Origin of the sequence: Leptolyngbya sp. PL-A3 (assembly GCF_039962325.1) — a bacterium.
Classification (GTDB): Bacteria; Cyanobacteriota; Cyanobacteriia; order Elainellales; family Elainellaceae; genus Vacuolonema.
In genome coordinates, this window is record NZ_JAMPLB010000109.1 from 1 (window position 1) to 13,357 (window position 13,357).

General features: G+C 49.5%; 10 protein-coding genes and 2 pseudogenes. 6 read left to right on the top strand and 6 right to left on the bottom strand.

Annotated elements, in window-relative coordinates; all coding sequences use genetic code 11:
• Positions 1–95: 95 nt before the first annotated feature.
• The 3 genes and pseudogenes from NDI52_RS33150 to NDI52_RS33160 form a co-directional block, all read right to left on the bottom strand.
• A pseudogene (locus NDI52_RS33150) lies at positions 96–773 on the bottom strand (serine/threonine-protein kinase); the annotation flags it as partial.
• Positions 774–945: 172 nt separating this feature from the next.
• Complete coding sequence (locus NDI52_RS33155) at positions 946–1,575, bottom strand: hypothetical protein (RefSeq protein ID WP_190769897.1); 630 nt, start codon at positions 1,573–1,575, stop codon at positions 946–948.
• Positions 1,502–1,828, bottom strand: coding sequence for a hypothetical protein (locus tag NDI52_RS33160; protein ID WP_190769898.1), 327 nt, complete (start codon positions 1,826–1,828; stop codon positions 1,502–1,504). The genes NDI52_RS33155 and NDI52_RS33160 overlap by 74 nt, the downstream gene beginning before the upstream one ends.
• A 15-nt stretch (positions 1,829–1,843) precedes the next feature.
• Here NDI52_RS33160 and NDI52_RS33165 point away from each other — a divergent pair, with 15 nt between their 5' ends.
• From NDI52_RS33165 to NDI52_RS33190, 6 genes and pseudogenes are all read left to right on the top strand, one after another.
• Positions 1,844–1,966: a hypothetical protein gene (locus NDI52_RS33165; protein ID WP_277874347.1), complete on the top strand. Its 123-nt coding sequence runs from the start codon at positions 1,844–1,846 to the stop codon at positions 1,964–1,966.
• Positions 1,967–2,083: 117 nt separating this feature from the next.
• Positions 2,084–2,575 (top strand): annotated as a pseudogene (locus tag NDI52_RS33170) (serine hydrolase); the annotation flags it as partial.
• A 352-nt stretch (positions 2,576–2,927) separates the two neighbouring features.
• On the top strand, positions 2,928–3,935 hold the full coding sequence (locus NDI52_RS33175; protein WP_190769899.1) for an AraC family transcriptional regulator: 1,008 nt from the start codon (positions 2,928–2,930) through the stop codon (positions 3,933–3,935).
• A gap of 115 nt (positions 3,936–4,050) precedes the next feature.
• Positions 4,051–6,549 (top strand): TonB-dependent siderophore receptor, encoded by a 2,499-nt coding sequence (locus NDI52_RS33180; RefSeq protein WP_190769900.1) that lies wholly within the window; start codon positions 4,051–4,053, stop codon positions 6,547–6,549.
• Between the two features lie 3 nt (positions 6,550–6,552).
• Positions 6,553–7,551: an iron-siderophore ABC transporter substrate-binding protein gene (locus NDI52_RS33185; protein WP_190769901.1), complete on the top strand. Its 999-nt coding sequence runs from the start codon at positions 6,553–6,555 to the stop codon at positions 7,549–7,551.
• A gap of 24 nt (positions 7,552–7,575) precedes the next feature.
• Positions 7,576–8,844: an MFS transporter gene (locus tag NDI52_RS33190; protein WP_190769902.1), complete on the top strand. Its 1,269-nt coding sequence runs from the start codon at positions 7,576–7,578 to the stop codon at positions 8,842–8,844.
• 21 nt (positions 8,845–8,865) lie between these two features.
• Here NDI52_RS33190 and NDI52_RS33195 read toward each other — a convergent pair whose 3' ends face one another.
• The 3 genes from NDI52_RS33195 to NDI52_RS33205 all read right to left on the bottom strand — a co-directional run bounded on the left by NDI52_RS33195 (position 8,866) and on the right by NDI52_RS33205 (position 12,175).
• Complete coding sequence (locus NDI52_RS33195) at positions 8,866–9,051, bottom strand: hypothetical protein (RefSeq protein ID WP_190769903.1); 186 nt, start codon at positions 9,049–9,051, stop codon at positions 8,866–8,868.
• Between the two features lie 95 nt (positions 9,052–9,146).
• The gene (locus NDI52_RS33200) at positions 9,147–9,854 is read right to left on the bottom strand and encodes a TIGR02466 family protein (RefSeq protein ID WP_190769904.1); all 708 of its coding nucleotides are present in this window, start codon (positions 9,852–9,854) and stop codon (positions 9,147–9,149) included.
• A gap of 446 nt (positions 9,855–10,300) precedes the next feature.
• Positions 10,301–12,175: a protelomerase family protein gene (locus NDI52_RS33205; protein WP_190769905.1), complete on the bottom strand. Its 1,875-nt coding sequence runs from the start codon at positions 12,173–12,175 to the stop codon at positions 10,301–10,303.
• Between the last annotated feature and the right edge of the window lie 1,182 nt (positions 12,176–13,357).

Here is a 13,357-nt window from a genome sequence, read left to right on the forward strand (position 1 = left end):
GCGATCTAAACGACCTAAGCATCGATTAGGAGGGTCTGGGGCTGTAACCCAGTCCTTGGTGGCCTGAAATGCTCCACCTGAAATGGCAATACTCACGCCAGATGACCCACTAGTTCCAGGAGATCACGGGTGGGAAACGGCAGTTGTCCCGTCAACAGTTCGTAGAAGGTTGCACCCAGTGAATAAAAGTCGGTGCGATAGTCGAGCATCCGGTTCATTCGTCCGGTTTGCTCTGGCGACAAATAGGCGGGGGTTCCTTCTAGAAGATGGAGACTTTTGAAGGTGGGATTGGTACGACTAAAGCGAGTAGCAATGCCAAAATCGATGATTTTGACAACGCCAGTGTTTGGATTAAAGACAATGTTGCCAGGATTAATATCTTTATGGATGACATGAGCCGCATGGATTTTGCCCAGAGTATCCGTGATGGCGATCGCCATATTCAAAAAAACCGACAGCGGCATGGGAGAGAAATCTAATTGCTGCCGCATCCAGCATTCTAAAGACTCTCCACCAAAGTCTTCTAAAAGAATAACTAGCGTACGATGATAGTCTTGTTGGCTATATGCCTTGACTACGCCTTCAATGTTGAGAAAACGAGTAACTTCATACTCCTGCCGATAGCGAGTTAATTCCTGAGGAGAGGGATAATCCTGCTTGAGAACTTTGGCAATCACGGCACAGTTATCTTGCTCTCTGATGCCCCGATATACCAAAGAAGCTAAGCTCTCATAGATTTTGCTGTGGATAGTAATTCCAGGCAGGGTAATCATTGAATACTTCCCCGATGAAGGACTGTCATCCGTTCCCCAAAGTATATCGCTTGCCAAAATTCAGAAAATTAAGCTTCTGGGTGGATTTCTGAAGGTTTTCCAATGACTACATTTCAGTGGCAGCGGGGGGAAGGTTCCAAGCGACCCCAAAATCTCGTTGCCAATTTTGAAATTATTGCGATCCAAAGTTTGCTGGTGTAAGTTCTCGAAAACCGCCGAACAACACGCCCAACCATACCTCTATCCACCGCATCTCTAAGCTATCACTGAGCTCGGCGATCGAAACCGAAAGTAGGGTGGTCTGTAGCCACTCTAAAATCGCTGCTGTCCAGCCAGATCTTCTGAATGGGCGATCAAAACAGACTGTTTCTGCGCTACTTCGTCTTCTGCTTCTAGCGGTCAACCATTGCCAGCACTGCTGCTTTGTCAATGGGAGCCGCAATCGATTCTTTCGGTTTAGCAATCGGCTTTGCTCTTTCTGGCGCGATCGGGCTGGCTTCATTAAATCGCTCAAATCCACTGCCATTGACTGTCGCACCACATCGGCAAAAAAGCTTTGCTCAACGATTGGATCACGGACTAACTCTTCCCACTGGATCATCAGCACCTCAGCTCGCATAGCACATAGCTCAGCAATCTGAAGCAAAGCATCTCCAGCAAACTGCGACCTTTGGGTTTCAGGCAGTTGTGCCGCTGCTGCTTCCACCTCATCCAACAGTTGCGCCACGTCAACCGCCTCCGGCATCTGCTGTGCCTGTTGCAACTGATCCCACAACTCCAATGCCAATTGTGTCGCTGTCATCCTCACCCTCCTGTTTCAATAAACAGAAGATGCTCAGCATGATAGGAACGGGACGGATCGGGCACTGTGCGATCGCGTGCTGTTCCTCCCGTGCAAAACGTTCAAAGCCGCTGCGCCACCCGTTGCCATACTGCTGGTAAAGCGCCTCCAAAGGCTGCCGTGCGTAGTCTTTCACCAGTTCAGGGGCAGCCCAAAAGGATGCTGCGGCTGTATCAGCCCGGTCGGCTTCTCTCCCACCCCCAACTCCGCGCACATCGTATGAATCACAATGTTATCTCTATCTGAAATTCGTGAAATTCGGAGCGATCGCTCCCGCCTCTTTCTGTGGCCTCGTCCGGCTCAGGGCATATTGTTAGGCAATGCTGTGGCTGGAGGTCGAGCTTACTTGTGATGCGACCGCATTCAGGCTCGCGTGATGAGATACCATCCGATACCAAATACAACCAGCAGTATTGGAATCAACCCTGGCTCACTATCTGCATAGATCTTAAACATCCTCTTAGCCCCTCAGCACAGTCCGATTCCAGATGAGTATCCACAAGGGGTGAAACTGAGCCTGGCTGAAGTGCTGGAATACACGGTACTTGAAAGTGATGGAACAGCTTGTGATGTATTGTTGGAGCTAGTCGACGGACCGGACGTTGTCACTCAGTATTTGCGTGACCTTGGTGTAGAGAACCTTGTTGTAGCCAATACGGAAAAAGAAATTGCTCAAGATAAAGCCGTGCAGTATCGTAACTATGCCACACCTGATGCAGCCGTCACATTATTGCGTGCTTTGCATGAAGGGCAGGGGCTTCCAGATGCTAGCCAGGCGTTGCTGCTACGGTTGATGACCGAGACACCGACAGGTCCACGACGTATTAAAGGACTGTTACCTGATGGGACAGTGGTCGCACACAAAACGGGGACATCGAGTACTGTTGACGGAGTGACAGCTGCAACCAATGATGTGGGAATTGTAACCTTGCCGAATGGACAACATTTAGCGATCGCCGTTTCCTGTCCTTAGGCTCCTGCCATCTTCTGCTTGTAGGGGTGATTGAAGGGGTGCGATGTAGAAAGTCGAGTGTTTGAGGATTAAAGTTAATCTTCCCAAGTCAATGGAGAACCGTCTCTTCCAGTAGAATCTGTCCCACTGTCCCCACGTAAAAGAGTCTTTGACTCCGGTCACACTGGTAGTAAGTAACTCGTTTTTGGGACGGTATTAATCGTCGCCAACAGCCTTTCATCATATGAGATGGGTTGCAGAACTAGATATGTACATGACTGATCTGAGACTAAATGCTAACTGGGAAGTGAGGTGTGAAGTCCGGTACAATCTTTCTTTATTGTAGGGATATGAAAAAAACATGGATTTCATTAATGCCGATGATTACTGGAAGCAATGGCAAGAAGATTTAAAGATCAGAGGAACAATCCACTATAAAACAGATGGTTTTGATGAAATCGGATCATGCCAGAACCATTACAGTCATGATTATTTCTGGCGGGTTAGGTTGCGCTCTGGCCTTATTTTGGAATTTAATGATGACACTTATCACAACCCTTTGGGCCTGCATACCTATCACGATGACACGCCCTATTTAACGGGAAAATTCTACTTGTCGGGGCATCATCAGGTGCTAACACCTGGCGTAAAAGGTGTTAGTAGTGAATATGAGGAGAGAGTAGGCCATAACTACCTGTTCTTTCTTCCTGACATCCACGAGGTAGAGTTGTTTTCTGCAAATCAACGTATTCAAGTTTTAAGACTGCATTTCAGCCTTGATTTTCTACGGTCTTTGGGGCCTGATCTCAATTTTTTGCCATTGCCATTACAACAGTTAATTGAATCTGAACAAGCTCTGCGCTTTCATCAACCTATGGGTGTTATGGATTGCAGAATGCAAACGGTTTTGCAGCAAATTCTCAACTGCCCTTATCAAGGCGCTATGAAACGCCTCTATTTAGAAGGTAAAGCACTCGAGTTAGTGGCTTTGCAACTGGAACAGTGGAGTAGCCAAACGTCTTCTCAATCTTCTTCAAAGCGTTTACGCCCCAGTGATATTGAGCGCTTACACGAGGCCAAGCATATCCTCCTTAGAGATCTAAATAATCCCCCATCTCTACTAGAACTGGCACGGCAGGTCGGGTTGAATGATTACAAGCTGAAGGTTGGTTTTCGATCGATATTTGGAACAACCGTCTTTGGTTATGTGAGATTGCATCGGCTCGAACGCGCCCGCCAGTTATTGGAATCCTGTGATATGTCCGTGACGCAAGTTGCAGCAACAGTGGGTTACTCCAGTCAGGGGCACTTTGCCGCGGCCTTCCGCAAGCAGTTTGGGGTTAATCCTCGCTCCATAAAAGGTGTTTAGTAATTTACGATCCCGCCAGGGATGAAAAAGATCCGTTTTGGAACTGACAGGGTACACAGAACTCCGTACTATACTTCCCTATTGAGAATTATTTGCAACTTCTGGTGTGAGTTCAATGAAAGTGTGGTGGTGTCAGGCCAGTAGGCTATCGATCGCGGCGATCGCAACGGTTCTATCTATTCAACCGGTTCAAGCAAACCCTAACAACCAGCTTGATAGCCCTTCTCCAGCAACGACTGTGGAGGAATGGGTGGCCCAACTAGAAGCTACCCCTACCACCGTGACAGGGGTGCGAGTAGAGGCTAGTGGAACGAGCTTGCAGGTAGTTCTGGAAACGACTGAGGGGGAGCAATTAATCCCAGCAACCCGAACGATTGGGAACGCTCTGGTTGCAGATCTTCCGAATGCTGTTCTAGCACTTCCAAGTGGCAATGAGTTTCAACAGGAAAACCCCATTGATGGCATTGCTCTAATCAGCGTGACTGGGCTACCGGGCGATCGCGTCCGGGTGGCCATAACGGGAACCGATGCACCGCCCGTCGTCGAAGTCCGCTCTGATATCCAGGGGCTATTGTTGGGGGTAACGCCGGGGGGAGCTGGCACTACTGTAGAAGCCGATGCGATCCAGATTGTTGTGACGGGTGAGGAGGACGGCTACAACCCTTCAGAAAGCACAGCAACTCGCACCAATACACCCCTGCGAGATGTGCCTGCTTCGGTGCAAGTTGTGCCACAGCAAGTTTTGGAAGACCGCCAGGTGAATCAGTTAGAAGAGGGGGTACGAACCGTAGCGGGGGTGACACCCAATACCTCATCTGTCTCTTTTGCCGATGGCTTTACCATTCGGGGATTTGGGTTGAACAACTCCGATATTCTTCGCAATGGCCTGCGCGACGCCACCAGCGGACAAACCTCGGCCAATCTGAGCAATGTTGAACGGTTGGAGATCCTCCGGGGGCCAGCGTCAGTTCTGTTTGGCTCGGGCAGTCCAGGGGGTGTTCTGAACATTATCACCGAGCAGCCGCAACCTGACGCTGCCTATGAGGTGGAACTGACCCTCGGTAGCTACGAGTTTTTCCGTCCTGCCTTTGATTTGACGGGGCCATTGACAGACGATCGCGCTCTCCTCTATCGTCTCAACGCGTCCTACGAGAGCGGTGAAAGTTTTGTCGATTTTGTGGAGACAGAACGGTGGTTTATTGCCCCTGTTGTCCAATGGGCTATTGGATCTGACACAACGTTGACCCTGGAGACCGAGTATCAGAGCGATCGCCAACCCAACTATCGAGGGCTACCGGCACGGGGAACGGTACTGGATAATGCCAACGGTGAAATTCCGCTAGATCGCAATATTTCTGAACCCGATCGAGACTTCATCAACAACCGCATCTGGAGACTGGGCTATGATCTCCAGCATCGCTTCAGTGAAGACTGGGCGGTTCGCAATGCGTTCCGTGCCAGTTTCTTCTCGTACGAGCAGGATAGTTACTTCCCGGCAGGTCTAGAACCGGACGATCGCACCCTGAATCGCGGAGCCACCACAGGCAGCAGCAGCACCGATAGTTTCAGCCTGACAACGGAAGTCACCGGAAATTTCGAGACGGGAACAATCGGTCATCAGATTCTAGTGGGATTTGATCTGTATCGGGAAGACCTCTACGAAAATGAGTTTTCCATTTTCGATTTTCCCTCCCTCGATCTGTTTGATCCCGACTATGGCGGAGAAGCTGGGGCAACCACGTTCCGCATTGATAATTCAACGGTCACCGAATTCGCGGGTCTGTTTATTCAGGATCAAATCACGTTGCTGGACAATCTCAAACTCGTGTTGGGGGGCCGCTTGGACTTTGTTGAACAAACCCAGGAAGATTTTCTGGCCGATACGGAAACAAGCCAATCCGATGAAGCCTTCAGCCCACGCATTGGCCTGGTTTATCAACCGATTGAACCCCTCTCCCTGTATGCCAGTTTTAGCCGCTCCTTTAACCCTGTCGTTGGACGAGGATTTGATAACCAGTTATTTGAACCCGAGCGAGCAACGCAGTATGAAATTGGAGCCAAATTCGATATTACGGATCAATTTTCAGCAACTCTGGCCTTGTTTGATATCACCCGCACCAATGTTTTAACCAGCGATCCCAGGGATCCAAATTTCTCGATTCAAACAGGAGAACAACAAAGCCAGGGGATTGAATTGAATGTTGCAGGCCAAATCTTACCTGGGTGGAATATTGTTGCAGGCTATGCCCTGACAGACGCACGGGTGACGGAAGATAATCTGATTGAGGAAGGTAATCAACTCAATAACGTGCCCCGAAACAGTGCCAGTCTATGGACAACCTATGAAATTCAGAGTGGAGGTTTGCAGGGATTGGGCTTTGGTCTAGGGCTATTTTATGTGGGTGAGCGGGAAGGGGATCTGGGCAATACCTTTGAGCTACCCGACTATTTGCGGACGGATGCTGCAATCTTCTACCGGCGCGATCGCCTTCGCCTTGGCTTAAACTTTGAAAACCTGTTCGATATTGACTACTACGAAACCGCAGATAGCGATTTGCGGGTCTATCCGGGTGCACCGTTTACGGTGCGAGGAACAATCGCCTGGGAGTTTTAGGTTATGGCCCTGTCCTCAATGATGCAGCCGTGGAACCAGCCATTGATCCTGAAGCGAGTTCTACTCTTTCTCCTAACTCTCGTGCTGGCTGTCGCTTGTGGCAGCCCAGCCTCGTCTCCCGGAGCCAGCGATCGCACCACTGACGCGAATTGCCGCACTGTGCAGCATACCCTGGGCGAAACCTGCGTGCCGCTCAACCCCCAAAGGATTGTGGTGCTATGGACTCCTACTTTGGCTAATGTGCTGGCCCTTGAGGTGCAGCCAATTGGGGTTGCCTCCTATCCTGCAGAATCGGGTATAACTATTCCCCCTTACTTAGAGGAACGGTTGGGTGATGTCGCCTTTGTGGGCGATCAGAATCAGCCCAGCCTGGAAAAAATTCTGCAACTTCAGCCTGATCTCATCCTGGGAACGATCAACGAGGCTATTTACCCTCAGCTATCGCAAATTGCCCCAACGGTGATACTGGCATGGGAAGGCACCCCGTCCTGGAAGCAGCACTTATTTGATGTGGCCGCAGTTCTAAACAAGACGGCTGAGGCAGAACAGATCATGGCGCGGTATAACCAGCGGGTAGCTGAACTGAAAGCTAGTTTGGGCGATCGCCCCGCAACCCTGGAAGTCTCCTTTGTTCACCTCTGCTGCAACCAGGTGGATCTGGATCTGAAAAACTCGTTTATCGGAACCATCCTCGAAGATGTAGGATTTCGGCGGCCTCCAGCCCAGGACAAAACGGCTGAAGGTGGCATGGTCAAGCTTTCCGAAGAACGGTTAGCCGATGCTGATGGCGACCTGTTGTTTGTGACGACCTTTAGTAATGATGACGATCGCGCCTTGCAGAAACTTCAGCAACAACCTTTGTGGTCACAATTAAAAGCCGTCCAGCGTAATCAGGTTTACCCGGTCGATTATTCAACCTGGCGCGGAGCCGACATTCTGGCCGCCGAGCAAGTATTGGATGACCTATCCAACTATCTTGTGCCTTCTTCCTCTGCCCCCTAGAAACGGACTTAGTCTTACATTTCCGTGCGAACGTTTACCCTAATTTGGTTCGGTCAGCTGGTTTCCACCCTGGGCAGCTACATGACCGAGTTTGCCCTCCTGATATGGACATGGGAACTGACCCATTCTGCGACTGCGCTTGCGCTGGTCGGTTTCTTTGCGCAACTGCCTCGAATTCCGATGACCTTCTTTTCAGGATTCTTGGTTGATCGCATTAATCGCAAACATTTGATGATGTTGGGGGATGCGATCGCGGCCCTCTCCAGTCTCGCCATTGCTCTGCTCTACCTCACAGAGCATCTACAGATCTGGCATCTATACCTGAGTGCTGCCATCAATGGTGGTTTTGGACAAATTCAACGGCTGGCTTATTCCACCTCAATCACGTTGATGGTGCCCCCTCAGCACTATACCCGTGCTAACAGCATGGATTCTGCGGTCCATTATGGCTCTTCTATTCTGGCCCCTGCCCTGGCTGGAACTCTTTATCCGATCGTAGATCTATCTGGAATCTTGCTGGTTGATCTGATCACCTTTGGAGTGGCAATCGCCCTCCTCCTGACGACCACCATTCCGCAACCACAACCCCAAAACGATTCGACCCCAATTCTCCAAACCCTAACCTTTGGCTTTCGCTACATCTGGCAAAACCCCAGCCTGAAAGCCCTCCTTCTCATTACCGCTCTATTCTGGTTTGTTCACGATTTTGGTAGCGCCCTGTATGATCCAATGATTTTGGTACGTAGCCAGGGAAGTGCCAAAGTCTTGGGAAGCGTAGCCTCAGCCGCCGGGATCGGTGGCGTGACTGGGGCGGTTTTACTAAGTGCTTGGGGTGGGCCAAAGCGCCGAATTCACGGCCTCTTGGTAGGGTTTATTGGTGCAGGACTAAGCAAAACTATATTTGGATTAGGGAGCTCACTGGCTATTTGGATTCCCGCCCAATTTTGCTCTTCCCTGCATTTCCCTTTGCTGGGTAGCTCCGAAACTGCACTCTGGATGGAAACGATTAGTCCTGAGATACAAGGGCGTGTATTCTCTGCAAACGCTCTCATCGTTCAGGTTGTGAGTGCGATCGCAACTTTAATAGCTGGACCTCTGGCGGATCAGATCGTTGAGCCTCTCCTGCAATCTAATACCTCTCTATCACACTGGTTCACTCCCATTATGGGCAGTGAACCAGGAACCGGACTTGCAATCTTATATTTACTTAGCTCAATTGGACTGATCGGCATTGGCCTTATTGGCTATACTTTGAAACCCTTAAGAAGGGGTTATGAGAGCGGTGTGATGTAGGAAGTCGAGTGTTTGCTGGTTCTAATCAAGTTTGTGTTTGTTAGGTTTCGCCGTTCCACGGCCATTGAGGGAAGAAGCACTCAGGAAGTTGCGTAACCAGTTATCGTGATAGTGAAAGCCATTGAGGTCTTCAAAGGGAGACATCGAGTGCGGTTCCATCGCCTGAACTTTGCGCCCATAGGGATGGAAGTTCCACAGCAGTGCCATCGCTCGTAACCCTTGCCTTGCCGCTTCTAGCGCTTGTCGCGTCTCTCACTTTTTGGGTTCATGAACCCAAAAAGTGAGAGACGCGACATTTCGGTTTAGTGATCGCTCTTAAATTTTTTCCACTGATTGGGCGGTGGGGTTAGGAACTCGTAAACCCCTGCGACTTCTCCTGTGGCTGTCAATACAATATCGAACGACAGAGACAGACGTAACTCCTGGGTTTCGTTCATGCTAACGGCATGGCGTTGTTTTGCTGGAAAGATTAGCAACCGCCCTTCGACAGGCGGGTAAACCACATAAAGCTGATTGAGATCGTTCTCTGCATCGACGATATCTGTGTTTTCACTGCCCAATCCTGGGCACACCTCATTCACCCGTGCATCATTGAAAAAAAGTAGACTCCCTGGGTCGCTCCCCTCATCCGTGGGCACTTGAATATAGTAAACCGCGCTGACGTGAGCCGTGTTGTGGCAATGCGCCCCAACTTCCTGCCCGGTGCGAGAGACAATGGGCCATGCTCTTTGAATGTATAAATCGACGTTGCTGATATCTACACCGATGTTTTCAAGATACGTCGTTGTGTGCCGCTCAACCTGTTCCACAATCCAGTTAAAAGCTGGATGAGCATGAATTTGATTGACACCGTGAATATCTCCCGTCCACGCCATCTGAGTATAATTCTGAGGTTCGATTCCTTCCTGCTCTAAATCCAGGACTGCTTCAATCAAAGGCTGTCGATGTTCCGAAGCATATGGCAAATCCTCATAATAAATCGCTAGTGGAAACCAGGTTTCAATGGGCATCTTGATTGATGTAACGACTGTCTCTAGTTTTGCACTAGATTGCTACCTTTGTTGGGCGGTGTCGCTTAACGAATTACCTGAGCCATTATTCCCACGAGATGCGCAACGAGGTTGAATAGAAGGGGCTGGGATTGTTAAGTAGAGGGGATTAGAGGGGAATTAGAGGAGGATAATGCCATTGCAGGTGTAACAAAAGGAGCCTGAGATGGCAGTAAGAATCGATGTGCGAGAGCGAAGCGGAGTGGTGTCGATTAACACATTACCTACGTCGTTAACAAATTAACTTCGTTGAGGAATAAGGAGATGAAAGCCAGTAGGAGTAAAGCATTTGAGCAATGAGACAGCTTTGAGACAGGCGATTGGTGTAATAACAGATTATGTGCGTTGTGTTTTGAGGGTTGAATTAACAAATTAACTGCGTGAAGGCGATCGCCCCGTCTCCCATCTCAAAGGGTAATGACCTGATTAATTTTGAATTTGCGTTTGTGCCGGTCGTTATGCCTTGCTCCCAACTGATGCAGAGCATGATGCTGTTGAATTTCGTCTTTGCGTTCCTGAGTGATCCGTTCGATGGCGCGTTGGTTGAGGGAGTAGTTTTTGAGGCCATTGATGGAGATGGCCCACTTATCGTCGTGGAGCCTACCCGGAGCATTATTGTGAGCAATGATGGCATCGATGGCACGGTTGATAATGCCGTCAGCTTCTCCGGTTTTGTATCTGCGAGTTTTTTCAGAGGTATCTGATTCTGACTCTGATGGGGTTAGAGGCTGAGGAGTAGAGGGATTAGGATTGATCGCGCGTTTTTGTGTCCCGGGCTGCTGCTGCATCTGGCCTTGAACGAAGAGAGTCATGACATCGAGGAGTTGATCGAGTTTGGACTCTAGAGGGTTAGCGGCCGCCGCCGTCGGAGTTGGAGCAGGTGTTAGGGATTCTTCCGGCTCTGGTAGAAGTGGGGGTGGGGCATCATCGGCGGCCTGATGGTGGGATTGCTCGATGGTTGAGGTATCGGGCGCTGGTGGAAATTCCAGAGAGCTACCCGGATGGGGATTGTAGGAATCAGTTTGGGGAGTGATAGTGTGGGCCTCGTCGTGGGCCTGGTGGGTGTCGGCCTGGTCATGGGCCTGGTGTTGGGAAGTAGGAGTAGAGAGCTTGCCTTTGAGGATCTGCTCAAGGGACCAGTTGATCCAGCTAGAAACCTTGTCGGGTTGGGTGTTGCCGGGGAAGTTAGAGAGGATAGATGAGATCGCGTTGTGGTCTTCTTTCCAGACGCGAAGGGAAGAGGGAGTTTTGCGTTTTATGGGTTCGGGTTGGTGTTCGGGTAGACCGTGAGTGAATGCCTCGATGGGTTGAATGCTGCCATAGCCCAACTTGATGCCTTTGCGCTGACCGTTGTATTGAGCGATCACCTTATCGTCAATTTCGTAGAGGCGGTAATGACGGTCAGAAGCGAAGTTTTCAAGGCGTTGCCGGAGTTTGCCCTGGTTGAGTTGCTGACCGTGAGCCAATATCTTTTGTTCGTCCTGGGTTAGCGTCTCAAAGTGACCCAGGATATGAGCTTTGAACAGGAGATCATCGACGTGCTTAGGGCAGTACCAGAAGGTAGCGATGCAGCAGTAGACGGATCGCCAGAGGTGAGCGTAGAGGTTGGTTTTGCCGTGAGGAGCAGGGACGAGTTGATGGAAGTGATGATCGCTGGCGAGAGCGACTTTGCTCTCGTTGGCTCCAGGGGGAGTAATCTGACGTAGCCTTTCGGTGGCTTGAATGACCCGTTTAGCGGTGGTAAGGGTAGGGATGTCGAAGACCAGGGGCACTTCTTCACCCTGGCGTTTGAGTGCGCCAGAGAAGCGTACAACCCACTGGGAGACGACGTTGAACTGAGCCGTCTTCAACACTTCATTGAGCCGTCTACCCGTCAGCACCGCTAAGCCAGCGGTGATGTCAGCCCATTCAGGGGAATCGAGGAGTCTGACGGCAGTAGCGACGATTTCATCAGGGTTATCAAGATACTGCTGGTGGATTTGTCGGTCACGGGCGTTGGATTGGTTTTGTTGGTTAATAGCGAAGTGTTCATCCCGGCTGAGTTTGAAGTAGTCGAGGGAGAAATGGTCATCACCAAACTTGGCTCGAATAACCCGCCGAAGTTCATCAAAGAGGGGTTTCTGCTGAGCAGGTTGGGTGAAGCCACGCTTAGCCCAACCGTCGCGCAGCTCTTGGGTGAGAGTTTGCGCTTTCCTACGACCTTGGGGCGTGTTGTTGAGGTAGGCGATCGCTGGAATGATTTCGGATTGGATTTGTTTGTTGAGCCAGGAACGAGTACCCATAACGGTGTTGTGTAGGGGGTTGAGTGAGACGAGCAGAGCCAAGGTAAGAATATAGATTTTGTGGGAGTTATAGCGATCGGGTTATGGCGATCGCCAACGCCAGAGGAAGAAGCTAGGATGGCGCAAAATCGTTGAGCTTGTCTTAGGTGAGACAGAAGGGTTTAGGTGGATTTGCATACATATACACTTTAGCTTTATCCATACACGCAGTCAATAGACAAGACAGCTTAATTCACATTCAATTCAGTGCTACAACGTGCGAGTAGGCGATCGCTGTTAGTAGCTTTATGTATTGTTACTACATCACTCTAGACATTTCTCATTGATAACTATTCCTGTTCCCTGGCAAGCGATCACCCCAAAACGATACATACAAATTTCTTATAGAGTGCGATCGCCATCCAATCCAAAACACTCAATCCATGAGTAATTCATATCCAAAATAGTAATACATATCGACAATTCAAAAGAAATGATATGGATATTAAATATATGGATATGAATACAATTCAGCTCTAGATATTGATATGGATGCAAGGGCGATCGCTCTCAAAACGCTATAACTATTGGTCTATATAGGTTTTAGCCGTAGGTTATAAACGGGGATCGCTATTTTGAGGGGTGCTAAAGGGTTTTAAGGGATGCGATCGCCTAATTCTCAAGCCCTTGCTACATATACGTTTGAGGCATAGCCAAGAACGGGAAACAGGGGTACGATCGTGGAAAGGAAGGAGTGCGATCGCCTTAATCCCTGAACCCTTGCTATATACACGTTTGAGGCGCAGCCGAAGACGCAAGATGAAGGGGCGATTGCATATACAAAGGGTACAAATAGGAGTGCGATCGCTTATCCATATACATTTATTATGTCCCTGAAATCTTTGCTACATCTGTATTCGAGGTGCAGCCGAGAACGGGTGGCAGGGAGTGTGGTTGCAGAAGGGTGCGATCGCCCTAATTCTCAAACCCTCGCTATACATACGTTTTAGGTGTAGCCGAAGACGTGAAATAAAGGAGCGATCGCATATACAAGAGGTACAAATAAGAGTGCGATCGCTTATCCATATACATTTTAATATATAAAAGATCCATATCAATATAGGGGTATACATATTTCTTATAGTGCAAGATTGGATTGGATGCAAAGTTATTCTGAATAACTTTGCATCCAATCCAATCTTG